General features: G+C 73.8%; 24 protein-coding genes and 1 pseudogene. 14 read left to right on the forward strand and 11 right to left on the reverse strand.

What is annotated here, in order from left to right:
* Positions 1-256: 256 nt before the first annotated feature.
* From ACIQBJ_RS14035 to ACIQBJ_RS14060, 6 genes are all read left to right on the forward strand, one after another.
* Entirely contained in the window at positions 257-562 is a 306-nt protein-coding gene (locus ACIQBJ_RS14035; protein WP_400708550.1) for a hypothetical protein, read from the forward strand.
* Positions 563-712: 150 nt separating this feature from the next.
* Positions 713-1,786: a MerR family transcriptional regulator gene (locus ACIQBJ_RS14040; RefSeq protein WP_400708552.1), complete on the forward strand. Its 1,074-nt coding sequence runs from the start codon at positions 713-715 to the stop codon at positions 1,784-1,786.
* Positions 1,787-1,839: 53 nt separating this feature from the next.
* Complete coding sequence (locus tag ACIQBJ_RS14045; RefSeq protein ID WP_400708554.1) at positions 1,840-2,496, forward strand: hypothetical protein; 657 nt, start codon at positions 1,840-1,842, stop codon at positions 2,494-2,496.
* Between the two features lie 296 nt (positions 2,497-2,792).
* Positions 2,793-3,173 carry a hypothetical protein gene (locus ACIQBJ_RS14050; RefSeq protein ID WP_400708556.1) on the forward strand — a complete coding sequence of 127 codons (381 nt, stop codon included), beginning with the start codon at positions 2,793-2,795 and terminating at the stop codon, positions 3,171-3,173.
* Positions 3,174-3,457: 284 nt separating this feature from the next.
* Positions 3,458-4,588, forward strand: coding sequence for a DUF4037 domain-containing protein (locus ACIQBJ_RS14055; RefSeq protein ID WP_400708558.1), 1,131 nt, complete (start codon positions 3,458-3,460; stop codon positions 4,586-4,588).
* Positions 4,589-4,662: 74 nt separating this feature from the next.
* Positions 4,663-4,794, forward strand: a complete 132-nt coding sequence (locus ACIQBJ_RS14060) for a hypothetical protein (protein WP_400708560.1) — start codon at positions 4,663-4,665, stop codon at positions 4,792-4,794.
* A 77-nt stretch (positions 4,795-4,871) separates the two neighbouring features.
* Here the strand turns inward: ACIQBJ_RS14060 and ligA are convergent, their stop codons facing one another.
* The 5 genes from ligA to ACIQBJ_RS14085 form a co-directional block, all read right to left on the reverse strand.
* The gene (gene ligA, locus ACIQBJ_RS14065) at positions 4,872-6,950 is read right to left on the reverse strand and encodes an NAD-dependent DNA ligase LigA (protein ID WP_400708562.1); all 2,079 of its coding nucleotides are present in this window, start codon (positions 6,948-6,950) and stop codon (positions 4,872-4,874) included.
* A 112-nt stretch (positions 6,951-7,062) separates the two neighbouring features.
* On the reverse strand, positions 7,063-11,406 hold the full coding sequence (fxsT, locus tag ACIQBJ_RS14070) for an FxSxx-COOH system tetratricopeptide repeat protein (protein ID WP_400708564.1): 4,344 nt from the start codon (positions 11,404-11,406) through the stop codon (positions 7,063-7,065).
* Positions 11,399-12,355: an AAA family ATPase gene (locus tag ACIQBJ_RS14075; RefSeq protein WP_400708566.1), complete on the reverse strand. Its 957-nt coding sequence runs from the start codon at positions 12,353-12,355 to the stop codon at positions 11,399-11,401. The genes fxsT and ACIQBJ_RS14075 overlap by 8 nt, the downstream gene beginning before the upstream one ends.
* Positions 12,352-12,696, reverse strand: a complete 345-nt coding sequence (locus ACIQBJ_RS14080) for a hypothetical protein (RefSeq protein WP_400708568.1) — start codon at positions 12,694-12,696, stop codon at positions 12,352-12,354. Before ACIQBJ_RS14080 ends, ACIQBJ_RS14075 begins: the two co-directional genes overlap by 4 nt.
* Complete coding sequence (locus tag ACIQBJ_RS14085; protein ID WP_400708570.1) at positions 12,681-14,012, reverse strand: hypothetical protein; 1,332 nt, start codon at positions 14,010-14,012, stop codon at positions 12,681-12,683. Before ACIQBJ_RS14085 ends, ACIQBJ_RS14080 begins: the two co-directional genes overlap by 16 nt.
* Positions 14,013-14,328: 316 nt before the next feature.
* On the opposite strand from ACIQBJ_RS14085, the gene ACIQBJ_RS14090 reads away from it, so the two are divergent.
* Positions 14,329-14,769, forward strand: a complete 441-nt coding sequence (locus ACIQBJ_RS14090; RefSeq protein ID WP_400708572.1) for a DUF6210 family protein — start codon at positions 14,329-14,331, stop codon at positions 14,767-14,769.
* A gap of 7 nt (positions 14,770-14,776) precedes the next feature.
* Here the strand turns inward: ACIQBJ_RS14090 and ACIQBJ_RS14095 are convergent, their stop codons facing one another.
* Both ACIQBJ_RS14095 and ACIQBJ_RS14100 read right to left on the reverse strand, forming a co-directional pair.
* Complete coding sequence (locus ACIQBJ_RS14095; RefSeq protein ID WP_400708574.1) at positions 14,777-15,676, reverse strand: hypothetical protein; 900 nt, start codon at positions 15,674-15,676, stop codon at positions 14,777-14,779.
* A gap of 107 nt (positions 15,677-15,783) precedes the next feature.
* The gene (locus ACIQBJ_RS14100) at positions 15,784-16,689 is read right to left on the reverse strand and encodes an alpha/beta fold hydrolase (protein ID WP_400708576.1); all 906 of its coding nucleotides are present in this window, start codon (positions 16,687-16,689) and stop codon (positions 15,784-15,786) included.
* 188 nt (positions 16,690-16,877) lie between these two features.
* Here ACIQBJ_RS14100 and ACIQBJ_RS14105 point away from each other — a divergent pair, with 188 nt between their 5' ends.
* The gene (locus ACIQBJ_RS14105) at positions 16,878-17,327 is read left to right on the forward strand and encodes a DUF2199 domain-containing protein (RefSeq protein WP_400709752.1); all 450 of its coding nucleotides are present in this window, start codon (positions 16,878-16,880) and stop codon (positions 17,325-17,327) included.
* A gap of 38 nt (positions 17,328-17,365) precedes the next feature.
* On the opposite strand, the gene bioD is transcribed toward ACIQBJ_RS14105, so the two are convergent.
* From bioD to bioB, 3 genes are read right to left on the reverse strand one after another with little or no spacing between them, the layout of a single operon-like run.
* Positions 17,366-18,100 carry a dethiobiotin synthase gene (bioD, locus tag ACIQBJ_RS14110; protein WP_400708578.1) on the reverse strand — a complete coding sequence of 245 codons (735 nt, stop codon included), beginning with the start codon at positions 18,098-18,100 and terminating at the stop codon, positions 17,366-17,368.
* Between the two features lie 56 nt (positions 18,101-18,156).
* The gene (locus ACIQBJ_RS14115) at positions 18,157-19,491 is read right to left on the reverse strand and encodes an adenosylmethionine--8-amino-7-oxononanoate transaminase (RefSeq protein WP_400708580.1); all 1,335 of its coding nucleotides are present in this window, start codon (positions 19,489-19,491) and stop codon (positions 18,157-18,159) included.
* 8 nt (positions 19,492-19,499) lie between these two features.
* The gene (gene bioB, locus ACIQBJ_RS14120) at positions 19,500-20,774 is read right to left on the reverse strand and encodes a biotin synthase BioB (protein WP_400708582.1); all 1,275 of its coding nucleotides are present in this window, start codon (positions 20,772-20,774) and stop codon (positions 19,500-19,502) included.
* 409 nt (positions 20,775-21,183) lie between these two features.
* On the opposite strand from bioB, the gene ACIQBJ_RS14125 reads away from it, so the two are divergent.
* From ACIQBJ_RS14125 to ACIQBJ_RS14140, 4 genes are all read left to right on the forward strand, one after another.
* Positions 21,184-22,074, forward strand: a complete 891-nt coding sequence (locus ACIQBJ_RS14125; RefSeq protein ID WP_400708584.1) for a hypothetical protein — start codon at positions 21,184-21,186, stop codon at positions 22,072-22,074.
* Between the two features lie 301 nt (positions 22,075-22,375).
* Complete coding sequence (locus ACIQBJ_RS14130; protein WP_400708586.1) at positions 22,376-22,798, forward strand: hypothetical protein; 423 nt, start codon at positions 22,376-22,378, stop codon at positions 22,796-22,798.
* 10 nt (positions 22,799-22,808) lie between these two features.
* Positions 22,809-23,303, forward strand: a complete 495-nt coding sequence (locus ACIQBJ_RS14135; RefSeq protein WP_400708588.1) for a hypothetical protein — start codon at positions 22,809-22,811, stop codon at positions 23,301-23,303.
* A 434-nt stretch (positions 23,304-23,737) separates the two neighbouring features.
* Positions 23,738-24,031 (forward strand): HNH endonuclease, encoded by a 294-nt coding sequence (locus ACIQBJ_RS14140; protein WP_400709755.1) that lies wholly within the window; start codon positions 23,738-23,740, stop codon positions 24,029-24,031.
* A 611-nt stretch (positions 24,032-24,642) separates the two neighbouring features.
* On the opposite strand, the pseudogene ACIQBJ_RS14145 reads toward ACIQBJ_RS14140, so the two are convergent.
* A pseudogene (locus tag ACIQBJ_RS14145) lies at positions 24,643-24,813 on the reverse strand (transposase); the annotation flags it as partial.
* On the opposite strand from ACIQBJ_RS14145, the gene ACIQBJ_RS14150 reads away from it, so the two are divergent.
* Complete coding sequence (locus ACIQBJ_RS14150) at positions 24,797-25,558, forward strand: GntR family transcriptional regulator (RefSeq protein ID WP_400708590.1); 762 nt, start codon at positions 24,797-24,799, stop codon at positions 25,556-25,558. The pseudogene ACIQBJ_RS14145 and the gene ACIQBJ_RS14150 sit on opposite strands and share 17 nt — an antisense overlap.
* Positions 25,555-26,151, forward strand: coding sequence for a GNAT family N-acetyltransferase (locus ACIQBJ_RS14155; protein WP_400708592.1), 597 nt, complete (start codon positions 25,555-25,557; stop codon positions 26,149-26,151). The genes ACIQBJ_RS14150 and ACIQBJ_RS14155 overlap by 4 nt, the downstream gene beginning before the upstream one ends.
* Positions 26,152-26,197 lie beyond the last annotated feature (46 nt).

Here is a 26,197-nt window from a genome sequence, read left to right on the forward strand (position 1 = left end):
GGTGAGAGGGACAGGCGAGAGCGGCTCCCCGCCACCCCGCCGAGGGGCCGTGGTGCCCACGGCGCCACGCCACCCGGCCGCGCGTCTTCGTCCCCGCGCCCGGAACGGGTCGATCACGCAGCCGTGTCCGTCCCCATCCCCTTGCCCTCCCCTGCCGTCCCCTGCCGTCCCTTGCCGTGCAAGCCTTCTGGGCCGATGCCCGCGCGGTCGGTACGCTGCTGCGAACAGGCCGCGCCGCCACCGACACGGGGGGCACATGTCGTACCTCGTCCTTCTGGCCCTCGTCGCCGGGCCGCTCGTCCTGGTCCTGGTGGCCCGCGCCGACCGGCGGAGAAGGTCGTTCGACGACTCCTACGTCGGGGAGGTCGTCGAACGGTGGACCACGACGGAGACCGGCACCCACGGCCCGACCACCAGTTACCGGATGCGCATCCGCACCGACGACGGATGCGAGCTCACCGTCCACGTGGACGGCGTGACCTACCGCAGGCTCAGCACCGGCGACCGGGTCATGAGGACACCCGCCACCCGTCGACCCGTGCGACTGAAGCGGATGCCCTGATCACCCGGCCCCGGACGTCGACCACCGGCCCGCACGGCGACCGGCGCCGGAGCAGAACGGTGGAACGGCGGAACGGCGGTGCCGCGGAACCCGTCGCCGGGACGAAGGGCGAGTTGACCTTCAAGTGGGATGAACGTCGACAATCGGGCCATGGACGGCACCACGGAACTACTCGGCATCAGCGCCTTCGCACGGCGGGTCGGCCTCGCTCCGAGCGCCCTGCGCTTCTACGACGACTGCCGCGTGCTGCTGCCGGCGTGGGTCGACGGCACGACGGGATACCGCTTCTACAGCCCCGCGCAGGAGGCCCGGGCCGCTCTCCTGCGCGGTCTGCGAGAAGCGGGACTGCCGCTGGCCGAGGTCACCGTGGTGCTCGACGGGCCCGAGCACGAGGGCCGGGAGGTGCTGGAGCGGCACTTGGAGAGGATGCGGGACCGGACGCGGAAGGCCGAGGCCGCCATCGCCGTGGTGCTGCGTTCCCTCTCGACCGCCGGCGGCACGACGGAAGCGCGGATCGGCGGCGTGGAGTTGGCGAGCGCGGTCCGCCAGGTGGTGCCGGCCGCGGCTTCCGACGTGGAACTCCCCGCGCTGGGCTGCGTCCTCGTCGAGATCGATGACGGCGAGGTGCGTCTGGTGGCCACCGATCGCTACCGCCTGTCGATGCGCGTCCTGAGGCCGGCGGCACTCGACGGAGGTCCCCGCCGCCTGCTGGTGCGGACGGCCGACCTGATCGAGTTCGGGCAATGGGCGGCGCGGGTCCACGAGGTCACCCTCCAGGTCGGACCGGACGGCGCCCGCGCACGCAGTACGTCGGAGTCCCGTGTCCTGGCGACGGTCGACGATCTCTTCCCCGACTACCGCGAGACGCTCTCGGCCCTGGCCCCGCCCGAGTACCGCGTGATCGTGGACCGCCCGGCGCTGTGCGAGGCGGTCAACAGCCACGCGGGCGCCGCACGCATCGCTCTGGGCTTCGCCGGCGACGAGCTGACCGTCTCGCTCGCCGATCGTTCCAGCGCCGTCACCCTGCCCGCGGTCTGCCACCAGGACCTGCCCCGGCGGATCGGCTTCGACCCCGCCGTCCTGGGCCCCGCGCTGGAGGCCGGTGTCGGGCCCGACGTCCTGCTGGAGATCTCCGCCGTGGACCGGCCCGTCGTGGTGCGGTCCGCGGACCAGGGCAGCTTCACCACGCTGGTCATGCCCGTCGCCCTCGACGCCTCCCGCTGATTTCCCCTTTCCCCTTTCTCCCAGTACCGCATCCCCCTCACCCCAGGAGAACCGTGATCGACCCCGAGAACACCGTCGTGCAGCTGTGCGCCCAGGGCATGCAGGCCGAGGCCGAAGGACAGGACGCCCGGGCACGGGACCTCTTCCTCCGAGCGTGGGAAGCCGCCGAGGACGACTACGACGCCTGCATCGCCGCGCACTACCTCGCCCGGCACCAGCCCACGCCGCAGGAGACCCTGCGCTGGAACCAGGAGTGCCTGAACCGGGCCGACAAGGTCGGCGACGAGCGCGTCCGCGGCTTCTACGCCTCCCTGCACGCCAACATCGCCCGGGCCCACCGGGACCTGGGCCAGGTCGACCGGGCCCGCGCACACTTCGAGTCCGCCGCCTCGCGCATCGACGACGTCCCGGCCGGCCCCCACCAGCAGTGGCTCCGCCACCGCATCGCCGCAGGACTGCGGGCCACCGCTCCGGCCGCCCCCCGGCCGCACGAGGACCCGGTCGGCGCACTCCTCACCACGCTCTGCGCACGCGCGGACCTCGAAGCCCTGAGCCTGCTGCTGCCCCCGTACATGGGCAGCCTCGGCACACCCGAGGACGAGGAACGCATCACCACCGCCCTGCGCATGCTCCACGTCGAGCGTCGCCTTCCCGACGACGAGCAGGCCGCCCTCAGCCACGCGATCAAGGGCCGGTCCGCCGCCGCGTGAGCGTCCCCGCTCCCCGGTGACACGCGTGTGGGCCGTCGACATGCCGGTCGCCACCGCTCCTCCTTCCGTCTCCTCGGGCATCCGACGCGGCAGCGGGAAGAGCGGTGGACGGTCGGAAGCACGCCGGCCCATCCGCCTGCCGCGGCGGTGGCGCCGACCGCACGCGGGACCACCGACACCGTCTCCGGGTCCGCGGTGCGCTGCTGGGTCACCCCCCGAAGGACTTCGAGCGTCGACCACTGAGCCCGCCGGGGAAACCGGTTGAGCAGTTCGGGCCGACCGGACATACTCCCCGGGTGGCGAACACCGGGGGCGAAACCGTGGCGCAGGGGTGGGACGGTCCCTTCTACCGGGTCCGGACGAATCGGTTCGAGGCGTCGTTCGTCCCCGACGCCGACGAGCCCCTGGACGCGGTCTGCAACGTCGACGTCGAGGTCCGGTTGACGGCGGACGGCTCACGCTGGAGTGCGACCGTGTTCACGCTCGCCGAGGTCGAACGCATCATGGACAGGTGGTCCCGCACCGGCGAGGCCCTGGGCGGCCGCTACTTCTGGTGCTCCGACGGCCTCGTCGTCCGAGAGCCCGGCATCGACAACATGACGCAGGTGCTGGCCGGACTGCTCGACGACGGCGACTTCACGCAGGTCCTCCGGCGAGTCGACATCGACGAGGAATGACCGGCCAGCTCTCATGCTGAAATGATCGGTAAGAGGGTCTTGCGTCCGCAATGACCAATGACCTCGGCGAGACGGTCCTGCCCACATGACGACGCGTCACTTCTGCGAGACCCGCTGACATCCACGGCAGGCCGTCACTCGGGTGAGACCTTCCAACGTCCGTGACGGATCGTCACGTCCGTGAACGGGCTCTCATGCACGCATGGGGCGCTCACGCCCGTGAGAGGGTCTCACGGAAGTAAACGGCTGGAACCGGGCGACCACCCTCGGCCACAGTGGCACCCATGTCCACTCCCGCACCCGCCTTCCTCCCCGGCGTCGAACTCTCCCGGATCCTCTACACGGAGGCGGTGCGCCCGCTGCTGGACGCCGCCCACCCGGGCCTGCGCCACGCGGCCGCCCTGGTCGGGCCGGGCTCGGAGGTGCTCGGCCTCGACACCCCGCGCTCCGTCGACCACGACTGGGGCCCGCGCCTGGACCTGTTCCTCACCGCCGAGGACGCCGACCGGTACGCCGCCGACCTCCACGACCTGTTCGCCCGGCGCCTGCCCAAGCAGGTCCGCGGCTGGCCCACCCACTTCCGGGCGAGCGGCGACCCGAACGACCCGGTCGGCCACCTCGAAGCCACCGAAGGGCCGGTCGCCCACCGGGTGGTGGTCCGCCGGGTCGACACCTGGCTGACCGACCGGCTCGGCACCGCGACCGCCGCCACCGACCCGGGCCCGACCCTGTCCGACTGGCTGGCGATGCCGCAGCAGCGACTGGCCGAGGCCACCGGCGGAGCGGTCTTCCACGACGACCCGGGCATCCTCACCGCGGCCCGCCACCGCCTCGCCCGCTACCCGGACCAGGTCCGGCGCTACCTGCTGGCCTGCCAGTGGCAGCGCCTCGCCCAGGAGGAGTCCTTCGTCGGCCGCTGCGCCGAGGTCGGCGACGAACTCGGCTCCGCGCTCGCCGCCGGCCGCCTGGTCCGCGACCTGATGCGCCTGTGCCTCCTGCTCGAACACCGGTACGCGCCCTACACCAAGTGGCTCGGCAGCGCCTTCGCCCGCACCGCCGCCGCACCCCGGCTGACCCCCGTCCTGCGCGACGCCCTGGCCGCCACCGACCCCGCCGACCGCGAACGGCACCTGTGCGACGCGTACGAGACCGTGGCCCGCCTGCACAACGCCACCGGCCTCACCGCCCCGGTCGACCCCGCCCGCCGCCCGTACCACGGCCGGCCCCACCTCGTCCTGCACGCCGAACGCTTCGCCCGCGCCCTGGCCGCCACCCTCACCGACCCCCGCCTGCGCGCCCTCCCCCTCACCGGCGCCGTCGACCAGTGGGCCGACAACACCGACCTGCTCGCCCGCCCCGCCCCGGTCCGGGCCGCCGTCCGAGCCCTCACCGACTCCTCGGGGCAAGGGACGTGACGAAGCGCCCGGCGGCAGCGGGGCGGTCGGAGGCCGGGCGCTTCGGCGTCGACGGGCCTCCCAGCACTGCTCCGGTGCGGCTCCGGCAGTACTCCGGTACGGGCCCCGGGCCGCTCCCCGGCACCGAGGCGATCGCCGGGTCCACCGCGCCGGGCCGCTACGCGCAAGCGGCCGAGATCGCCGTCGACGGAGGATTCACCGCCTGAACCGAAACCGCGTCGGCAACCGACGCCGGGCGGACGACCCCGCCCGGCGTCGGGTGGTGACAGGAGGTGACGGGGCGTCAGGCGGCGGGGAGGTGCTCGGCGACCAGGGCGGCGAACTCGTCGGGGGTGAGGATGCGGATGGCGAGCTCCTCGGCCTTGGCGCGCTTGGAGCCGGCCTTCTCGCCGGCCACCAGCAGGGTGGTCCGCTTCGAGACGGAGGAGGACGCCTTGCCGCCCGCGCGTTCGATCAGCTCGTTCATCTCGTTGCGGGACAGCGCGGCGAGCGGGCCTGTCATCGAGCCCGTGACGACCACGGCCTCACCACTGAGCGGGCCGGTACCGGCGGCGGCAGCCACGTCGGCCGGGGCCGCGCCGTCGGCCCCGGCCGCCTCGGCCGCCTCGACCGGCCGGGGCGCGGTGGGCTCGGTGACGGCGGTGCCGACGCCGAGGGCCGCCAGGCGGTCCAACAGCGGTGCCAGCTCGACGAGTTCGCCGACCATCACGCGGGCCTTCTCCGGCCCCATGCCGTCGACCCCGGCCAGCGCCTCCGCGTCCGCCGCCCGGATCGCCGCCATCGAACCGAAGTGCGCGGCGATCCGGCGCGACATGCTGCGCCCCGTGCCGCGGATGCCCAGCGCGCACAGCGCCCGGTTCAGCGGCCTGGTCCGGGCCGTCTCGATCGCGGCCAGCAGGTTCACCGTGCTGGTCTCGCCCATCCGCTCCAGCGTCATCAACTGGTCGCGGGTCAGCGTGAACAGGTCCGCGATGTCGTTGACCAGGCCGGACTCGACCAGCTGGACGGCGCGGGTGGCGCCGAGGCCCTCGATGTCCAACTGGTCGCGGCCCGCCGCGTAGACGATCGACGCCACCGCCTGGCAGTTGCGGCTGCGCACGCACCGCCAGCGCTGCTCGGAGGCGTCGATCGCGTCCCCGCAGCGGGGACAGACCTCCGGGAAGACGATCGGCCGCTCCTCGCCCGTGCGCTGCTCCACCAGCGGGGCCTCCACCCGGGGGATCACGTCGCCCGCGCGGTAGACGAAGACCTGGTCGCCGAGCATCAGGCCGCGCCGGGTGATGTCGGCCGGGTTGTGCAGCGTCGCGTACGTGACGGTGACGCCGTCGATCACCACCGGCTCCAGGACGGCGCGCGGCGCGATGATGCCGGTGCGGCCCACCGCCCACTCCACCCCCAGCAGCCTGGTCACCTTGTGCTCGGCCGCCAGCTTCCGGGCCACCGCCCAGCGCGGCGCCCGCGAACCCGAACCCGCCGCCCGCCGGTCGCCCGCGTCGTCCGCCTTGATCACCACGCCGTCGATCCCGAACGGCAGTCGGGACCGCAGCGCGGCGATCTCCTCGACCCGCTGCTGCACCTCCTCGACGCTCCCGCAGCGCAGCGGCGCCGCCGCCGTGCTGGCCGCCGTGTTCGCGCCCAGCGCGGCGAGGCGCTCCAGCCGCGCGCTGTGCGCCGACTCCTCGTCCAGGCCGACGGCGTCGTACGCGAAGAACGTCAGCTCGATCCGGTACGGGCGGTCCTTGGCCCGCAGCGTCCCGGCCGCGCCGCTGCGCGGGTGGACGAACGGAGGGGCCTCGTGCGCCAGCCGGATCCGGTTCGCCTCCTCGAACTGGGCGGTCGTCAGCAGGACTTCACCGCGCAGCTCGACGTCGACCGGCTCCGTCAGCACCGCCGGCAGCCCGAGCACGGCCTCGGCGGCATGGCTGATGTCCTCACCCGCCAGACCGTCGCCCCGGGTCAGCACCCGCTCCAGCTTCCCGCCCCGGTAGCGGGCCGCGACCGCCAGCCCGTCGAGCTTCGGCTCCACGCACCACCCCGCCGGGGCGCGCCCCAGCCGGCGCTCCAACCCGGCCGCCCAGTCGGCGAGTTCCTCCGCCGAGAACACGTTGTCCAACGACAGCATCGGCACGCTGTGCGGCACGTCGCCGACCACCGCGCCGCCCGCGACCTTCCCGGTCGGCGAATCCGGCAGCACCTCGTCCGGGTGCGCGTCCTCGTACGCGGCGATCGCCCGCACCAGTGCGTCGTACTCGTCGTCCCCGAGCGGCGTCACGCCGTCCGTGTAGTAGGCGGCGGCAGCCTGAACGGCGGCGGCAACGGCATCGGCGTACGCGCCGGAGGAGCGCAGAGCGGTCTCGGTCATGGACCCATCTTCCCTGCTCGCACTGACAATCGACCCCGCCGAGGCCCCCGCCGAGGCCCCCGCCGCGGCCCCCGCCGCGGCCCCGTTCGGACGGCGTCGTCGGGGCGGGCCGTCAGGAGCCGGAGGCGCTCCCGCGGGCGGCGGCGAGGGCGTCCAGGGCGGCACGGGTCTGGGGGTGGTCCTCGCCCAGGAGCACCCGCCGACGCCGGTGGACGTCCTCCAGCAGGGCGAGGCCGCGCGCCGAGTCGCCCGCTTCCAGGAGGGCCAGGGCGAGGGCGAAGGAGGAGCGCAGCGTGTCGGGGTGCTCGGGTCCGAGGACGCGTTCACGGTCGGCGAGGACGCCCTCGAACAGTGCGGTGGCCCGGGTGAGGTCGCCGAGGTCGCGGTAGACGGTGGCGAGGTTGCTGCGGGTGGCCAGGGTGTCGGGGTGGTTCGGCCCGAGGACGCGTTCACGGTCGGCGAGGACGCCCTCGAACAGTGCGGTGGCCCGGGTGAGGTCGCCGAGGTCGCGGTAGGCGGCGGCGAGGTTGCTGCGGGTGGCCAGGGTGTCGGGGTGGTTCGGCCCGAGGACGCGGTCGCTGTCGGCGACGACTCCCTCGAACAGCGCGGTGGCCTGCGGGAGGTCCCCGTTTCTGTGGAGTACGAAGGCGAGGTTGTTTCGGCTGGTCAGGGTGTCGGGGTGGTCGGGGCCGAGAAGGCGTTGGCTGTCGGTGAGGACGGTTCGCAGCAAGGTGGTCGCCTGGGTGAGGTCGCCGAGGTCGCTGTGGACGGTGGCGAGGTTGCTGCGGGTGGTCAGGGCACCGGGGTGGTCGGGGCCGAGGACGCGTTCGCGGTCGGCGAGGACCTGCTCCAGCAGGTCGACGGCTTCGGAGAGGCGGCCGACCTGCTGGTAGGAGACGGCGAGGTTGTGACGGCTGGTCAGGGTGTCGGGGTGGTCGGGGCCGAGGAGGCGTTGCCGGTCGGCGAGGACCTGCTCCAGCAGTTCGACGGCTTCGGAGAGGCGGCCGACCTGCTGGTAGGAGACGGCGAGGTTGTGACGGCTGGTCAGGGCACCGGGGTGGTCGGGGCCGAGGACGCGTTCGCGGTCGGCGAGGACCTGCTCCAGCAGGTCGATGGCTTCGGAGAGGCGGCCGACCTGCTGGTAGGAGACGGCGAGGTTGTGACGGCTGGTCAGGGTGTCGGGGTGGTCGGGGCCGAGGAGGCGTTGCCGGTCGGCGAGGACCTGCTCCAGCAGGTCGGCGGCCTCGGCGGCGCGCCCGGCCTCCCAGTAGGACGCGGCGAGCTCGCTCCGCGCGTCGACCGTGTCGAGACGGGCGGCGGACGGGGCCCGTTCGAGGGTGCCGAGCACCAGCTCCAGCAGGGGGACGGCCCGTGCCGCGTGCCCCTGGGCGGACAGGTGCCGGGCGGCCGCCCGGTACAGCGGGACGGCGTCCGCGTCGTCGTGCCCCGGCGGGCTGCCGGCGGCGAGGGCCATCACGTGCGGCAGCAGGGCCTCCCAGCGGGACGACGGGTCGGCGGAGTCGTCGGCAGGGGCGAGCAGGGCGGCGGTCAGCAGCCGTTCCGCGGTGCGCCGCCCCGCGGGGGTGCCGTCGGGGGCGGCCGGGGCCGTGTTGCGCAGGACGGTCTGCAGCAGGCGGTGGACGCCGACGTGCTGGGTGGAGAGCGTGACCAGGCTGTACGAGGCCAGCAGGGAGAGGGCGGCCCGGAGCCGTTCGTCGGGGCCGTCGGGGTGGCCGGAACCGTCGGGCGCCTCCAGCAGGGTGAGCGGGACGCGCTCGGGCGCGAGCCAGGCCAAGGTGTGCAGCAGCGCCACGGTGCTCGCGTCCTGCTCGGTCAGCACCCGCAGCGTCCGGGTCCAGATCCGGCTGATGGTCTGCTCGCTGTCGAAGCCCTCGGGGGCGGTGTTCAGCACGGTGGCCAGCCGCGCCCGGTAGTCCTCGACCGTCACGTCCGGGTTCTGCCGGAGGAAGGCGCCCGCGTGGACGACGGCGAGCGGCAGGTGCCCGAGGTCCTCGGCCAGCAGCCGGACCCGGTCGAGGTCCGCGTCCCTCGGCGGGGCGTCGCCGAAGGCCAGTGACCACAGGAGCGCGGTCGAGTCGTCGGGGGTGAAGGAGCCGAGCCGGAGGGTTTCGGCCCGGTAGGGCCAACCGTCCTGCCTGCGGCTGGTGGCCAGGACGTGCCCGGAGCGGAGGGCCGCGAGGTGGGGGAGCAGGTCCTCCGGGGCGTCGACGTCGTCGAGGACCAGCAGCCAGTCGCCGTGGGACGCCAGCCAGTCGGTCGCCCGCTCGGCCAGCTCGGCCCCCGACAGGTGCTGCGCCAGGGCCGGGTCCAGGCTCCGGGCCAGGTCGGCCAGGGACTGCTCGATCCGGGCGGCCGAGTCGGCGCCGACCCACCAGACCAGGCGGTATCCGTCCAGGTGACGGTGGGCGTAGGTGGCCGCGAGGGTGCTCTTCCCGGCACCGCCGATGCCCTGCAGGACCACGGTCCTCCGGGGATCGGAGGCACGGTCGTTCAGCAGCCCGTGGATCAGCGCGAGTTCGTCCTCCCGGCCGTGGCACCGGCCCACCGGCGGCAGGTTGTGCCGGGGCGGGGACGCCGGGTCGTGCGGGTCCTGCGGAACGGCGGGGGCGGCCCCGTGCAGGTTGACCGAGACCTGGTCGGCTGCGGCGAAGGCGACGGGGTGGGGCGACTGGGGGATCGGGGCGGCCGCCTGCGCGCCGACCACGATCGAGAGGGGCGTGCTCCGGTCGATCACCAGGTCCGAGGCGCTCGCCTCCGGTCGGCGGACGGGCCGGAGCGGCGCCCGCGGTGCGTCGGGAACGCCGCGGGGCAGCCGACGCGGGCCCGGGCCGGGGCCGGGAGCCGAGCCGGTCGTCCGCGACGGCGACGGCGACGGTACCGAGGGCGGCGGCGGTGCCGAAGGAGGGGACGGCGGCGGCGCCGACGCCCGGCCCGCGCCGATGCCGAGCAGGGCGAGCGTCGCGGCGCCGGCCTCCGCGAACGGTGTCAGGTCGGCGGGAACGTCCTGGTCGGCCTCCGGGTCGGCGACCACCGCGCCGATGCCGTGCGGCCCGTGGGGGTGGGCCGCGAGGTGGGCGCTCATCGCCTCGTGCACCAGGCGGGCGTGACGGCGGGTCAGGCCCTCGGCCAGGCGCGCGCGGGCAGCGGGCTCGTAGCGGAGCACGGCCTCGCCGCTCGCGGGGCGGGCCACGGTGAGCAGGCCGCTGCACAGGACTTCCGCGAGATCGGACGGGCCGGACCCGGGCAGGTGCGCGCGGAGCACCTCGAGGACCGGCACGGTGAAGCCGTCCAGGACGGCGGCGAGCAGGGCGAGCCGGACGGCCCCCGGCGGGGCGGAGGCGAGGAAGGCGTCGGCGAGGTCGGCGGGTCCGGCGGCGGGCCCGGCGGTCCGGACGGCGCGGCCCTCGGCGGGGACGAGGACGGCCGCGCAGCCGGCCGGATCGGCGCGCATCACGGCGCGGGCCCAGGACCGGAGCGCCGGGGCGGTGCAGGTCAGCACCGGCAGCGCGAACGGCGCGCCGGAGTCCGGGCGCCGCCGGTCCTGCGGGGTCCGGCCGGGGGCGGCGGGGGCGGGGGAGACGCTGCGACCGGCGGGCTGGTCGAGGGCCGAGCGGTGCCACAGGCGGCGCGGCAGGGGGTTGAGCAGGGCGGTCTGGCAGGAGCGCGCCCAGTGCCGGAGCAGCAGCCAGGGCTCGGGGCACCGCCACCCGGGGGCCGCGCAGTCGGTGATGACGAGGAACAGCCGGCGGCCCACGGGGTTGCCGCTGTGCTGCGGCGCGCGCCGGCCGGGGACGGGGCGGTCGCGGTGGTCGCGCAGGCGGGGCTCGTCGCCGTCCCAGCCGAGGTGCCAGGTGCGGACGCTGCGGAAGGCGCCGAGGTCCTCCAGCAGCCGTCCGACGGAGCGCGCCAGCCCGGCCCACGGCGCCATGGTCAGGGCCGTGTCGACGACCAGGACGACGTCGAACCAGCGTTCCGGCGCGGGGACGAGGACCGGGAGCAGGCTGCCGCCGCGAGCGTAGCCGTCCGCGGTCGCCTCCACGTCGAGGACGACCCGCGGGCCGCCCCGCCAGGGACGGCGGAACGACCGCAGGGCCCGCCCCAGGGCCGGCGCGTCGGGCAGCGCGCCGGGGCGCCGCAGGGACAGCGGGACCCCGCGCACGGGCGTGCCGCCGCCCGGCCGGCTCGCGGACACCGGGGCGGTCCGTTCCGGAGCCGCCGGCCCGTGACCGGGGTCCGGCGGCGGGTCGGGCCGGTCGGCCGGCCGCCGGGGGACCGGCGGGGTGCGGTCCCGGCCGGGGACGGTCCCGTCCGGCCCGCCGCTCGCCCCGGCCCGGGCGGCGGCCAGCCAGGCCGCGTCGGCGAGCAGCTCTGCGTCGAAGGCGTCGCCGTCCAGCGCGTGGGCCGCGGCGAGCAGCCGGGCGAGCGTGTCAGTCACGGTCCAGTTCCCGCAGCAGCAGGGTGCGCAGCTCCTCCGCCTGCCGGTCCACCGGGCCGTCGCTCGCCGTCAGCAGCGCGACGGCGTTGAGGAGTTGGTCGACGGCCAGGTACTCGCCGCGGGCGAGCCGCTCGTCGAAGTGCCGGACCAGCTCGGCCTCGGCGGGCCCGACCGGCCGCTCCAGGTGGGCGGCGACCACGGCCGCCAGGGCCGCCCGGGTCGGACGGGGCATCTCGAAGCGGATGCAGCGCCGCAGGAAGGCGGGCGGGAAGTCGCGCTCGCCGTTGCTGGTCAGCACGATGAACGGGAACTCGGTGCAGGTGACCCGGCCCCGGACGATCTCGTGGGTGCCCGCGCCGTCCCAGCGGCGGACCCGGACCGCGTCCTCCCGGTAGCGGACCAGCTCGGGGATCTCGAACGTGCCGCTCTCCAGCAGTTCCAGCAGGTCGCCGGGGAGGTCGAGGTCGCTCTTGTCGATCTCGTCGATCAGCACGGCCCGCGGCCGGCCGGCTTCGGCGGGCAGCAACGCCGTTCCCAGCGGCCCGAGTTGGAGGAACGGCGCGATGTCGTCCGACCCGGCGCCGTCCCCGGTGCCGTCCCCGCTCCGCGCGTTGCGGAGGTTCTGGGCGTGGATGCGGCCGAGCGCGTCGTACCGGTAGAGCGCGTCCGCCCGGGTGCTGCGCGAGGTGATGTGCCAGCGCAGCACCTCGCCGAGGCCGAGCTCCTGGGCGACCTGGTCGACCACCCCGGACTTCCCCGAACCGGCCGGGCCGGTCACCAGCAGCGGACGGCGCAGGTGGAGCGCCGCGTTGACGGCGTCGGCCAGACCGGGCGGCGGCTGGTAGCGCAGCGGCTGCCCGGCGCGCGGGAAGGTCCGCCACGGCGGGGGCGGCGCGAGCCGGACGTCGCGGGCGACGCCGTCGCCCCGGTAGTAGGGCTGCCAGCTCATCTCGTCTCCTTCGGCGCGGCCACCGCGCGGGTGGTGATCACTCGGCAGAAGCTCAACCAGGTCTCGTCGTGGGAGACCGCGTGCAGGTCGCACAGGCACGGCGTCGCGGGGCCGTGGTCGGTGTCGTGCCGCCGGTAGGCGTCCGCGAAGTCGTGCGGCTGACGGTGCCACAGGTCGCGCACCCGCTGCCGGAACTCCTCGTCGGCGGGCACGTCCGGGTACCGGGGCCAGACCACGATCGGGACGTACGGCAGCAGCAGGGGCAGCGCCCGGTGCCGGTCGGCGGACGCGCCGAACCCCGCGGCGGCGCCGAACCGGCCGCTGCTCAGCCGGGAGCGCACCCGCTGCTCGGCCTCGGGCCGCAGGGCGTCCCGGTCGAGCCAGGTGACCGGCTCGACCGGTTCCCCATCTCCCGGAGGGACTTGCGGGCGGCGTCGTTCAGCTCGGCCGGGTCGGTGGCGTGCGGCACCGACGGGTCCGGGCCGAGCCGACCGCTCCACCGCATCATCAGGGAGTGGTGGGCCCCGAGCCGGAACACGCCGGCACTGCTCTCCTCCAACGGCCAGGGCCGGTCCATCAGATGGGCGAGCAGACTGGCGGGCGCGGCGATGTCGATCCGGTCCAGGGTCGCCTCGCCGCCCAGGGCCGCGTCGCCGTCCAGCAGCCGGTCCCGGGCCCAGTGCAGGGCCGCGCCGACGGCCGCCACGACGCTCGGCAGGTCGTGCGTGACGGGCAGCGGCTCCCCGGCGGTCGCCCGGTCGCCGCGCACCAGCCAGTACTCGGCGTGGCCCGGCGAACCGGCCCGGACGTCGGCGAGGCTGACGACCAGCCGGAGGTCCGGCTCCGGACGGCCGAACTCCTTCAGGGCGTCGTTCAGTTGGACGTCCTGGCTGCGCACCGCCGCCCACTCCCGCAACCGGTCGTCCACCGCCTCGGACCCCGCGCAGTGCGCCACGGCGGCGGTCACCCGGGGGAGCAGGACCGCTGGGGGCGCCGGAGTGAGCGGCTGCGCCTCGAACGCGGCGTTCTCCAGCAGGTCCTGCAACGGGTCGCGGCCCCACTCGAGCCCGGTCAGGCCCGCCAGCCGCGCGGCCCGGTGCAGCAACTCGCTGGTCAGCTCCCGGTGGAACACCTCGGAGAGCAGGTCGGCGGCGGACACGCACTCCTCCAGGGCCTCCACCGCGTACCGCATGCCGTCCGCCGGGCCGCCGGCCCCGCCCAGGTCCAGGTCCAGTTCCTTCCGCCACCGTGCCAGGTCGGCCCGGGACAGCGGCTCCGGCAGGGCGGTTCCCGGCCGCCACCGCCCGAGCGCGCTGCGGAGCTCGCGCACCCCCACCGGGCCCGCCACGCTCCGGCGCTCCGCCGACCGCCGGGAGGACGGCACCGGGGCCTGGACCCCGAAGAACTGATTGGTCACCGAATGGGTCACCGAACTGTGCGCGCCGACGGCGTTCCCCAGCATGTCGTGGCCGACGGCCGTCCCGTCGGCCCGCACCTCGATCCGGCGACCGGCCGGGTCGACGGCCAGGGTCGGGGCCGGGGCGGACGGCGCATCGGGCGGACCGGGCGGCTCGGCGGGCCCGGAGTCGGCGGACGCGGCGGCGGGGACGGTCGGGCCGGGGGAGAACAGGCGGCGCAGTCGGCCGAGGAGGCTCACGGCGGCGGGCCACCCGTCGTGACGGTCCGCGCGGTCGCGTGCCCGCCCGCTCCGCCCCACCCCGTCACCAACGCTCCCCCCATCGGCCGGAGGCCCGCAGTCGTGACCGCAGTCGTGACCGCGGCCGGGACCGGAACCGCGGCCGGAACCACCGCCGGAATCACGGCCGACCTTCGCACGAGCAAAGTAGCGCGCCGGATCGCCCGGCGGCGTGCGTTCCCCGAAATGCCCCGGCCCCCCCGGAGCGCGGGGCGCGCGGACGGGGCGCGGGGGCGCGGTCGTTGAGCCGGTGGGGGCGGGCCGGGAGACTGGGGGCATGACCACACCACGATTCGTCCACCTGAACCCCGGCGGCGCCGACGGCGGGGGCGAGGGCAGCAGCCGGTTGTACGCGGCGGTCGAGGCCCCGACCGGGGTCGTCTACCGGCAGCAGTACGGTGCGGGGGCCGAACGCCGGGGCGAGGTCGAGGGGTTCCTGGTGCCACTGTTCGGGGACCGGGCGTTCCGCGCCCTGCGCGACCTGTTCGAACAGGACTTCCGGGGCACCGGGACGCACGGCCACCCCTGGACGGACCAGGAGCGCGCCCGACTGGCCGCCCTGGTCGGCGACGTCCGCTACTGGGCCGGCGACGGCACCCGCGAACGCCCGCACCCGCTGCGCCTGGACGAGGACCGGCTCGACCAGGCCGACCAGGCGTGGGTGCCGGTGCACACGCCCGACGGCCCCGGCACGCTGCTCTGGTGCCGCGCCGGCTGACGGAACGTCACTCCCGGCCCGTGGCGGACGCCGGAGCCGGCCCCGGCATCGGTCCCGGAGTCGATCCCGGAGTCGGCCCCGGCTCGCGGAGGAACCCGTGCAGGGACGCGACCGTCGCCGCGACGAACGCGTCCCGCCGCTCGGCCGGCACGGCGTCCAGCGACAGGTACGGGTTCAGGTCCTCCAGCTCGACCAGCAGCAGTTCGCCCGCCGCCGTCCGGCAGGCGTCCACCCGCTGGATGCCCCGGTCGAGGGTGTTCCACCCGATGAACCGCCGGGCGAACGCCAGGTCCTCCGCCGTGGCCGGGTACGGCGTCAACTCCCAGCGGCGCTCCGGGTCCGGCGCGTACAGCGCGTACTGGAACGCGTCGTCGACGAAGTAGAACGACACCTCGTACCGGAAGTCGACCAGCGGCTGCACCAGCAGGCCCGCCCAGGACAGCCCCGCCAGCTCCGGGCGCCCCACCACCGACAGCCCGATCGAGTCCGCGCCCTCCCGCGGCTTCACCACGTACCGGTCGACGACGGGCAGCCGGTCCGCGTCCGCCGGCCGGTCGACCGTCGGGATCACCGGGAACCCGGCCGCCGTCAGCTCCGTCAGGTACCCCTTGCCGGCCATGTCGCCGCGCCCCGTCAGCGGGTTGTAGACCCGGACGTCGCCCGCCAGCGCCTGCCGCCGGAACTCCTCGTACTGCTCCCGGTAGTGCAGCACCGGCCCGCTGTTGCGGACCACCACCGCGTCGAAGCCGCCCATCAGCGCGGCCGCGTCGCACGGGTGGCACAGCGCCATGTCGAACTCCTCCCGCAGCCGCGAGGTCAGGAAGACGTCCTCGTCCCCGTACCGGCGCCCGCGCGCCGGGTACGCCAGATCGGTGACGAACAGGACGGCGGCACGGTCGTCACCCACGGTCTCTCCCGACTTCCCCGGCACCCCTGGCGGGTGCGGCCCGCCAGCGTACCCAGTCCGGATGCTCCCGGGAAGCCGGAAAGCGCTTTCCGCTCCCCGGTCCTTCCCTACGCGATGTGTTCGCGGATGATTTCGCCGAGCTGCCGGGGGAGTCCGGGCGAGAACAGCGAATGCCCCATTCCCGGGATCGGCCGGAATCGGGCGTGCGGGATTTCCCCGGCCAGGGCGCGGCCGTGCGGGAGGGGACGCAGGGGGTCCTCGGTGCCGTGGAGGACCAGGGTCGGCGCCACGATCGAGGACAGCGGGGCCAGGCGGTCCTCGGTCATCCGGCGGGCGGCCAGATCGTGGTGGTGGCCCGCGCCGGGGTCGCCATTCGGGTCGAAGGACGCCCGCACGAAGCGGCGGGCGGCCGGTTCGTCGAACGGGAGGACCTCGCCGTTGAGGACGCGCCAGGTCTCCAGGTGCGCCGCGAGGCGCTCGTCGGGTGTTCCCTGCGGGAGGGCGGCGCGGTGGGCGAGATGGGCCAGGAAGCGTGCCGAGGGCGGCGGCAGGTCGCCCGGGTCGGGGGCCCGGCCGGCCAGGGCGCGCGCCCACGCCGGGCCCGGGCTGTGGCCCATCGGCCCGGTCATCAGCGCGGTCAGGGTCCGTACCCGGGCGGGGCGGTGCACGGCCAGCCACTGGCCGACCGCGCCGCCCAGGGACGCGCCGACGACGTGCGCGGCGGCCACCCCGTGGCCGTCCAGCACCGCCGCCGCGTCGGCCGCCATGTCCGCCAGGGCGTAGGGGCGGGCGGCGAAGTCCACCCGGCTCGACCGACCGGTGTCCCGGTGGTCGTAGCGGATGACCTGGCGGCCACCGGCGACCAGTGCGTCCACGAGTTCGTCCGGCCAGCCGACGCCCGGTGCGGCGGTGCCCATCACCAGCAGCACCGCCGGGTCGGTCGGGGCGCCGGTCCGTTCGCTCCACAGGCGCAACTCGCCGGATTCGACGATTAATTCGGCAGGTGTGGTCATGGCCGCCAAAATAGCGAATTGCCGCCCGCTTTTCCATCGCCCCGACGGGCGTGACTGCCCGTCAATTCGACGGTATAATGGTGAATTGCCGCCGGGGTTCCGTCGTGGCCGGGGGCTAGGATCCCGGCATGTTGGACGATCACGGTTTCACCTGCTCCTGCTGCGGCGGGCACCACGCAGAAGTCCCCATGCACTACTCGGCGGCGGCCCCCTACGTGTGGGGCCCGGCCTTCGAGGGGGACGCGGGCAGCATGCTCTCCAGCGACCAGTGCATCATCAAGGGCCAGCACTTCTTCGTGAAGGGGCTGATCGAGATCCCGGTGCTCGGCAGCGCGGAGGTCTTCTCCTGGGGCGTGTGGGTCTCCCTCAGCCGGGACAACTTCGGCCGGGCGCTCGAACGCTGGGAGACCCCGGGCCGGGAGGGCGAACCGCCGTACTTCGGCTGGCTCTCCACCGAACTGCCGATCTACTCGCCCGACACCGTGAACCTCAGGACACGGGTGCACACCCGCCCGGTCGGCGAGCGCCCCTACGTCGAACTGGAGCCCACCGACCACCCGCTCGCCGTCGAGCAGCGCACCGGCATCACGCGCGACCGGGTGCACGAGATCGCGGCGGCGGTGCGCCGACTGCCCTGACGGCGGGGGTCGGAGGGGGGAGTGCCGGAGGGTGGGGGTCAGAGGGTGGGCGGGCGGTGTTCGGCGGTGAAGGCAGTCGCGTCCCAGGTGCCGCCGAGGCAGGGGGCGAGGGAGGCCGCGGCCAGGGTGCGGAAGGCGGGCGGGGGGAGGGTGGCCGCGCCGGCGGGGAGGGCGCCGAGCAGGGGGGCGTCCGCGGCGGTGGGGAGGTCGGTGAGGTTGCAGCGGGTGGCGAGGTCGGGGGCCTCGGGCCAGCTGCCGATCACCACGCCGCGCAGCGGGAGGCCGCGGTGGCGCAGCGCCTCGGCGGTCAGCGCGGTCGCGTTGAGGGTGCCGAGCCCGGCTGTGGCGACCAGCAGGAAGGCGACGGGCAGGCCGAGGTCCTGGCAGGCGGCGGCCATGTCGGCGAGGGTCCGGCCCTGCTCGTCGTAGCGCACCAGCAGCCCGCCGGCGCCCTCGACCAGCACGGTGGGGTGCTCGGCGGCGAGGTCGGCGGCGGCCTTGGCGACGTCCTCGGGCGCGAGGGTCGGCAGTCCGGCCCGGCGGGCGGCCGTGTCGGGGGCCAGCGGCTCCGGGTAGCGGACCAGTTCGACCGGCCGCACCAGCGGCCCCGCCAGCCGCGCCACCTCGGCGACGTCCCCGGGCTCGTCCGCCCGCAGCCCGGTCTGGCCGGGCTTCAGCACCGCCACCGGCGCGATGCACAGCGCGGCGAGGGCCGCGGTGGTGACGGTCTTGCCGACCTCGGTGCCGGTGCCGGTGACGAACAGGACGGTCATGGTGCTTCCCCGGGATGCTGGACGGTGGTGACGGGCGAGGGCAGGACGGGGCCGGCTCAGCGGCGGGCCGCCGCGGTGGAGGCGTCGGCCGCCGCGGTGACGGCCCGGCCGATCGCGGCCACCTCCTCGTCGGTGCTGATGTAGGGCGGCATGGTGTAGATCAGGTCGCGGAACGGCCGCAGCCAGACGCCCTGTTCGGTCGCGGCGGCGGTCGCGGCGGCCATGTCGACCGGCGCGTCCAGCTGCACGACGCCGATCGCGCCGAGCACCCGGACGTCCGCGACGCCGGGCCGGCCGACGCAGGGGGCGAGCGCGCTGTGCAGCGCCGACTCGATCCGCTTGACCTCGGTGCGCCAGTCCTGCCGCAGCAGCAGGTCGATCGAGGCGTTGGCGACGGCGGCGGCCAGCGGGTTGCCCATGAAGGTCGGGCCGTGCGCCAGCACCGGGACCTCGCCGCGCGAGATGCCCTCGGCGATCCGGGTGGTGCACAGCGTCGCGGCCATGGTGAGGTACCCGCCGGTGAGCGCCTTGCCGAGGCACATCACGTCGGGGGAGACGCCCGCGTGGTCGGCGGCGAAGAGTTCGCCGGTGCGGCCGAAGCCGGTGGCGATCTCGTCGAAGACCAGCAGGACGTCGTGCCGGTCGCACAACTCGCGCAGCGCGGTCAGATAATCGGGGGTGTGAAAGCGCATTCCGCCGGCGCCCTGCACCACCGGTTCGACGATCACGGCGGCCAGTTCGCCCGCGTGCCGCTCGATCAGGTCGGCCAGCTGCGCGACGTACTCCGGGGCGGCGGGCGCGTCGTACCCGGCGGGCGGCTCGGCGGCGAACAGCTGGCGCGGCAGCACCCCGCCCCACAGGTGGTGCATCCCGCCCTCGGGGTCGCACACCGACATGGGGTGGAAGGTGTCGCCGTGGTAGCCGCCGCGCCAGGTCAGCACCCGGTGCTTCTCCGGCCGCCCGACCGACTGCCAGTACTGCAGGCACATCTTGAGGGCGACCTCGACCGCCACCGAACCGGAGTCGGCGAGGAACACGTGCTGCAGCGGCCCGGGCGTCAACTCGACCAGCCGGGCCGCCAGTTCGACGGCCGGACGGTGCGTCAGGCCGCCGAACATGACGTGGCTCATCGAGTCGAGCTGCCCGCGCACGGCGGCGTCCAGCTCGGGGTGCCGGTAGCCGTGGACCGCCGCCCACCAGGAGGACATGCCGTCGATCAACTCCCGGTGCCCGCCGACCGGTTCGGCCAGCCGCAGGCGCACGCCCGCGGCCGACTCCACCAGCAGCGGCCGCACCGTGCCCGGCATCGGACCGTACGGGTGCCAGACGTGCGCCCGGTCCAGGTCGAGCAGGAGGTCGGTCGGGCGTCCGGCCGGGTGGGCGGTGTCCATCGGTTCCATCAGGCGTTCGGGGCCAGTTCGGTGCCCGCGCCGCGACGGCGCACCCGCACCAGGTCGGTGCGCGCCTCGTCGTCCGCCCCCGCTGCCGGAACCGTCGCCGGGACCGTCACCGGCTCCGCCGCCGCGTCGGCCGCCGGGGCCTCGGCGTGGCCGCCGTACGGGCCGCAGCCGCCGGTGCCGCACGCGGCGCCCTCGCCGGACGCGTCGGAGGTGTCCTGGTGGCCGCCGCAGGGCGAGGCCGCCGCGGAGCCGCAGCCGCCGCCCGCGTGGGCGCGGTGGCGGGGGAGCGTGGTCTGGTCGGCCCCCTCGACCTCGAAGCCCGCGTCCTTGATCATGTCGAGGTCGGCCTGCCCGGCCTGGCCCTCGCTGGTCAGGTAGTCGCCCAGGAAGATCGAGTTGGCGATGTGCAGGCCCAGCGGCTGCATCGAGCGCAGGTGCACCTCGCGGCCGCCGGCGATCCGCACCTCGATGTCGGGGCAGACGAACCGGACCATCGCCAGGATGCGCAGGCAGCGCTGCGGGGTGAGGTTCCACTCCTCCGCCAGCGGGGTGCCCTCGAACGGGATCAGGAAGTTGACCGGCACCGAGTCCGGGTCCAGCTCGCGCAGCGCGAACACCACGTCGACCAGGTCGGCGTCGCTCTCGCCCATGCCCGCGATCAGGCCCGAGCAGGCCGACAGGCCCGCGCCGTGCGCCTTGGTCACGGTGTCCACCCGGTCCGCGTAGGTGTGGGTGGTGGTGATCTCGCCGTAGGTGGACTCGGAGGTGTTCAGGTTGTGGTTATAGGCGTCCGCGCCGGCCGCCTTCAGGCGCTCCGCCTGGTTGTCCGAGAGCAGGCCGAGGCAGGCGCACACCTCGACGCTCTCGTCCGCGTCCTTGATCGCCGCGATGGTGTCCGCGACCCGGTCGATGTCCCGGTCCGTCGGGCCGCGCCCGCTCGCCACCAGGCAGACCCGCTTGGCGCCGCCCGCGACACCCGCGGCGGCGGCCTCGGCGGCCTGGTCCGGCTTCAGCCAGGTGTACTTGAGGATCTCCGCCTTCGAACCGAGGCGCTGCGAACAGTACGAGCAGTCCTCCGGGCACAGCCCGCTCTTCAGGTTCACCAGGTAGTTGAGCTTCACCCGGCGGCCGAACCACTGGCGGCGGACCCGGCCCGCGGCGGCGACCACGTCCAGCAATTGGTCGTCGGTGGTGGCCAGTACGGCCAGCGCCTCCTCGCGGGTGGGCAGTTCCCGGCGAAGGCCCTTGTCGGTGAGGATGTCGAGGAGGTCCATGGCCCCGATCCTGCCCGGGCGGCCTCGATGTTCGCCAGAGGCAACACACCAGAAGATCGCAAGCGGAGTGTGCGGGTTGTCACAAGTTCTGACCTGACCTGCGGTTTTTCGGACCGGCAGGACGTAGCACGGACCCGCAGTCCTCGGAGACATTCCTCACACAACGTAGCGGCAGCCTCACGGCAAGCCGCTCCGAAGGACTGCTCGTGCTCACTCTGACCGACCTGTTCTGCGGCGGCGGAAGCTTGTCGTACGGAGCTTCGCTGTTGCCCGGCATGACCGTCCGGACGGCGGCGAACCACTGGCCGCCGGCCGTGGACGTCCGCAACGAGAACCATCCCGGCGCGGACCACGGCTGCGCGGACCTGTCGCAGGTCGACCCCGGCCGCCACCCGACCACCGACATGCTGTGGGCGTCGCCATCGCCCACCTGCGCGAGCACCAGGCCGCCGCCATGGCCGGGGACATCGACGCCGAGCGGTCCCGGGCGACGATGTGGGACGTCCAGCGGTTCACCGAGTACCACCGGTACCGGTTCGGGTTCGTCGAGAACGTCGTCGAGGTCCGCAAGTGGGCGGGCTTCCGGGGCTGGCGGCTGGCGATGGAGGACACCGGGTACTGCCTGCACGAGGTGTTCTGGAACGCCGCGTTCGCCGGTCGGCCGGGTCCGGCGGCGGCGCAGTGGCGTGACCGCTGGTTCTGCCTGTTCCACCCGAAGGGCACCCCGTGCCCGGACACCGAGCGGTGGACGCCCGTCGACGCCTGGTGCCCGTCCTGCGAGAGGGGGCAGGAGTCGTACCAGGCGTGGAAGCCCGGCCGGTCGGCGGGCAAGTACCGGGCCCAGTACGTGTACCGGTGCGGCCGCTGCAAGGCGGTCGTCGAGCCGGCCGTCCGCCCCGCCGGCGAGATCATCGACTGGTCGCTGCCGGTCCAGCGGATCGGCGACCGGGCCCGGCCGCCGGCCGACAAGACGATACGGCGGATCATCACCGGCTACGCGCGGTACGGGCATTCGCTGGTGCCGGTCGAGGGCCGGGACGGCAAGCAGCCGTTTCCTGTGGACCGGCCGATGCGGACGTGCACCGCACGGAACGAGACGGGGCTGCTGGTCCCGGCCGGGGGCACGTGGAACGACACGCCGTCGCCGCTCGACCAGCCCTCTCGGACGGTGACGACGCGGGAGACGACGGGCCTGATGGTGCCACCGCCGTTCATCGCCGAGCACCAGGCCGCCGGCCACCACATCCCGCAGCACTGCCGCGACCAGCTCGCCGCCGAAACCGAATGGAGCCACCGATGACGCTCGCCGAGCGCCTGGCCGACCTCGTCGCGCAGCTCGTCGACGGCTGGACCGAGCGGGTGAAGTTCGCCGTCACCGCCCGGCAGCACGACACCGAGTGCGACCTCCACCGAGCGGCGCTGTCCATGGCGAGCCGCCGCCACTACCGCTGCGACTGCCCGGAGACTGTCGAGCAGCGCGCGGAGAGCCGCCGCCAGCAACTCCTGGTCGACCAGCTCGCCGCGGCCGCCTACGATGCCCCGGCCCGCAGCACCGACACCAACACCGGCGGCACCGGTGCCGCGCGAAGCCCGCCTCCCGGATGCCCGGCAACCTCCAACAGCCCGCCGAGCTGCTGCACCAGCTCGGCGTCATCGCCTCCGGCATCGTCAACGACCACGGTCTCACCTGCCGTTTCCCCGGAGCCTTCCGCGAAGTCCTGGTGTCGCAGTTGGCGGCCGCGGCCAACGCCGCGCCGCTGATCGACGAGGGCTACGTCCAGCACCTCGTCGGAGCGCTCCAACGGATCGTCCGCCGAGCCCGCATCCTGCTCGGCTACGAACGCGACCAGCAGCAGTTCGCCGACATGCTGTGCGGCTGCGGCGGCGCCCTGACCGTCGACCGCAGCATCGACTCCGGCACCGTCGTCCGCTGCGCCGGCACCCCCGACACCCGGCCCTGCACGACCACGTACCCGTGGTGGCAGTGGGCCGACCTGCCGAAGGGCGACCGAACCGCGCCGTAAGCTAGGGGAGTTGAGCGAGCGTCAGGGTCTGGGGTGGGCTGTGGAATCGACGAACAACGAGATCGGCGGTGCCGTCGAGGCTGCACTCCAGGCTGGGACGGTGAATGGCGGCGTGCACATTGGAGGCTCATCGCCCCTACCTAGGCACGAGATGCGCGAGGTCTATCGGACCGCTTATCGCTCATTCGCAAATGTCGAAGCCGCGCTAAGACAAGCTTTTTATATGGAATCGGAAGCCTCTCTAAGGCACTTGAAGGATCGGGCTTTAAAGGCAATGGGCGACTTGGTCTTTCTGGGGGATGAGTTCGAGTTGTTTGCCCCAGAGCAGGTCAGGGGAGCATTTATTGTTGCCCGCCTCGCCCTTGCCGGCATCTGTGTGGAGATCGGCAATGAGACGGAATTCAAGCCATCCGAAAGGATGAGAGAAATCGTTGCCGACTCTCTAAAATCCGTTGAATCTGCTAATGCAAATTTTACAAAAGAGATTCGGCGAGCTACGAACTGACCGTCACGTCCGGAGGCGATGCCGTTGCGTCTCGTTGATACCGAGGTCGCCGAGCTGTGGACCGGCCGCCCCTGGCACGTGCTGTACCGGTGGGCGCGCGAGGGCCGGATCGCCCGGCATGACGGCAGCACGCCGAATGCGGCCCGCTGGGATCTCGACGAACTACCCCAATGTCATCCGAATTCGCCGCACCTCAAGCCTCCGTCGAAGAAATATCGGGGAAGTGTTGACATCGCACACGAATAGGGTGTGTGCTGCATCTGGCGTTTTTGGCGACCCCAAAAACGGCGAGTCCCAAGCGCAAGCAACCTGGCCCCGGCCTGCTGGCAACAGCGGCCGGGGCTTTCTGCATACCCGAAACAGCCCGGCCTCGCAGGGCCCCGAAGCCGGACCCGGAGCTCGACAGCCCGGTCGGCACCCACCCGGCGGAGGCGGTGTTGTCCAGCAAGGGTCGCAGCAGCGCCTGCCAACGCAGCTGCCAACTCCTCCGACATGAAGCATCGCCGCTCTGCTGGCGCTGCTCGGAGCCCATCGTCCAGGCCCTCCACCACAACGACCGCATGGCCTGGACGGCAGACCACATCGTGCCCCTCGCCCACGGCGGCAGCCACGACCTGTCGAACCTCCTCCCCACGCACCGCAGTTGCAACAGCCGAGGCGGAGCGGCCATGACCAACGGCACCCCGGGCATCGGTACCCCACCCCCGGCCTCCCGCCGCTGGCGGTGACCGGGCCGCACCACGGCGACCGGCCGTCAACGGCGCTGCCACCCGGCCGAGCGCCGAGCCAACAACCGCGCCAACCGCCCCACCTACCCGAAGCGCGGTAACCGCGCATCGGGCAACGCGATGAACGGTCGCGGCAAGGGTGAATTCGAGAAATCGGATATCCGAGCCTTCCTGGCCCAATGCCGGAATCCGGCACCACCGGCGACGCGGCCGAACGGCCGCCGCCGGCCACCAGACCCGACCGCCCCGTCCGTCGGCGCCGACCCTCCACCCGGCCGGAGCCCGAGCGCCCGGCCCACCCCAGCCCACAGCCGTCCCGATCGGCAGCAGCCGACCCTCGACCATCGCCAGCCCATCGGCCGACCGAGCCGAGGCCGAGCGGCGCGCCGCACCGCCGGTTGCTGGCTGCCGGTTGTCGAGGAGGACTCGCTGCTGCTCCGGCGGGTCCTGGTTACTGCCGAAGCGGAGGATTCCCTTCGTGTGCATGCCGATGGATGGCAATGCGCATGATTGTGTAGTGATCGGAATGTGGGGGCAGGGGGCTAAAGGCTGTCCCGTAACCGATCTTGTTGCCCGGCGACCGGCTGGGCGCCGGGTTGGTTGGATGAGGCTTACTCGGCCCGGAGCAGGTTGTGGAGACGGGCGATGCCGAGCATGGCGGTATGGACGCCGTCGCCTTTGAGGCGGCAGTCGCGGAGGATCTTCCAGGTCTTCATGCGCGCGAAGACATGCTCGACGCGGGCGCGTACCTGCTTGTGTGAGTGATTGTGCTCCTTCTTCCAGCAGATCTCCGAAGCCCTGCGGCAGCAGATGGCAGACGGAACGCTCCCTGCGGGCGCGCAGCTGCCAACCGAGGCGGACCTCACGGAGCAGTACGGCGTCGGCCGTGGCACAGTTCGGCAGGCGCTTGGCGAGTTGGTCAACGCTGGGCTTGTGGTGCCCCGGCGCCCCCGCGGCTACTTCGTGCGGGAGCGCCGGCCGATGGTGTTCCGGCCTCAGGCCGAGTTCCAGAAGCGGCCGTATTCGGCCGAGATGGACGCCTTTGTCACGGAGCACTCAGCCGACGGCCGGGAGCCTCGGCAGCTCATCGAGGTGGCCATCGTGGAGCCTGCGCCGGACATTGCGAAGCGACTCCAACTCGAACCGGGGCAACTCGCGGCGGTGCGGCACCGGATTCGGTGGCTGGACGGCGAGCCGTTCAACCTGAACGACAGCTACTTCCCGCTCGACATCGTCCGTGAATCCGAGATCATGCGCCCCGAGGACATCTCGCGCGGTGCCAACGTGGTGCTCGCCGAACTGGGCTACCAGCAGGTGACGGCGCTCGATGAGGTCTACGTTCGGATGCCCACCCCGGACGAGGTGCACCGGCTTGACCTGGGCCCGGGGACGCCGGTCGCCTATCACGTCTGCACTGGCTATACCGCCGAGAGCAGGCCGGTGCGCGTTGCTGTGACAGTGCTGCCCGGTGACCGGCACGTCATTTCGTACGAGCGCCGCTGGGAGCCGCAGGATGGTGCAGAGTGACTGCCCTGGAAATGCGCGCAGCTCGGACGGATGAACTCGCCCTAGTTGAAGGGCTGTTGGCCGGTGCCACTGCCTGGCTGGCCTCTCGGGGAAGTGATCAGTGGCAGTTCCCGCCTCGCCGTGAACGGCTGCTCGACTCGATGAGTCGGGATGAGTGCTTCCTCGCCTGGCTCGATGATCAGGCGGTGGGCACGGTAACCGTGGATGAGCAGGCAGATCCCGAGTTCTGGCAGCCGGGCGACGAGCCCTCGACGGCGCTCTATGTGCACCGGATGGCGATCGCTCGGGACATGGCTGGGCTGGCCGTGGGGGCCCGGATGCTCGACTGGGCGGCCGACCGCGCGGTGGCCTTGGGCAAGTCGCGGCTTCGGCTCGACGCGTGGAAGACGAACCCCGCGCTCCACCAGTACTACCTGGGCCAGGGGTTCGCTTTGGTTCGGATTGTCGATCTGCCGCACAGGCAGTCAGGAGCGCTATTCGAGCGGAAGGCCGGCGGTTGGGTCGGGCTGTCTGCGAGCCGTCCGGAAGCGAACACGGTTATCAGCCGCACTAAGCCTCAGGCCCTGCGGTCCGAGCGCACCTGGAACATCTGAACGTGCTCATCAAGCTGGGACGCGCGTAATGGTTCGCAAAACCTCT

The sequence above is a fragment of the Kitasatospora sp. NPDC088391 genome (assembly GCF_044753345.1).
In the GTDB taxonomy this organism is placed as follows: Bacteria; Actinomycetota; Actinomycetes; order Streptomycetales; family Streptomycetaceae; genus Kitasatospora.

What these genes read in the sequence shown, in the direction of transcription:
- ACIQBJ_RS14130 (WP_400708586.1), top strand. Translation starts at nt 22,376, where the DNA reads ATGCCCGGCAACCTCCAACAGCCCGCCGAGCTGCTGCACCAGCTCGGC.
- bioB (WP_400708582.1), bottom strand. Translation starts at nt 20,774, where the DNA reads ATGGACCTCCTCGACATCCTCACCGACAAGGGCCTTCGCCGGGAACTG.
- bioD (WP_400708578.1), bottom strand. Translation starts at nt 18,100, where the DNA reads ATGACCGTCCTGTTCGTCACCGGCACCGGCACCGAGGTCGGCAAGACC.
- ligA (WP_400708562.1), bottom strand. Translation starts at nt 6,950, where the DNA reads ATGACCGAGACCGCTCTGCGCTCCTCCGGCGCGTACGCCGATGCCGTT.
- ACIQBJ_RS14105 (WP_400709752.1), top strand. Translation starts at nt 16,878, where the DNA reads ATGCACTACTCGGCGGCGGCCCCCTACGTGTGGGGCCCGGCCTTCGAG.
- ACIQBJ_RS14115 (WP_400708580.1), bottom strand. Translation starts at nt 19,491, where the DNA reads ATGGACACCGCCCACCCGGCCGGACGCCCGACCGACCTCCTGCTCGAC.
- ACIQBJ_RS14090 (WP_400708572.1), top strand. Translation starts at nt 14,329, where the DNA reads ATGACCACACCACGATTCGTCCACCTGAACCCCGGCGGCGCCGACGGC.
- ACIQBJ_RS14100 (WP_400708576.1), bottom strand. Translation starts at nt 16,689, where the DNA reads ATGACCACACCTGCCGAATTAATCGTCGAATCCGGCGAGTTGCGCCTG.
- ACIQBJ_RS14055 (WP_400708558.1), top strand. Translation starts at nt 3,458, where the DNA reads ATGTCCACTCCCGCACCCGCCTTCCTCCCCGGCGTCGAACTCTCCCGG.
- ACIQBJ_RS14035 (WP_400708550.1), top strand. Translation starts at nt 257, where the DNA reads ATGTCGTACCTCGTCCTTCTGGCCCTCGTCGCCGGGCCGCTCGTCCTG.
- ACIQBJ_RS14075 (WP_400708566.1), bottom strand. Translation starts at nt 12,355, where the DNA reads ATGAGCTGGCAGCCCTACTACCGGGGCGACGGCGTCGCCCGCGACGTC.
- ACIQBJ_RS14040 (WP_400708552.1), top strand. Translation starts at nt 713, where the DNA reads ATGGACGGCACCACGGAACTACTCGGCATCAGCGCCTTCGCACGGCGG.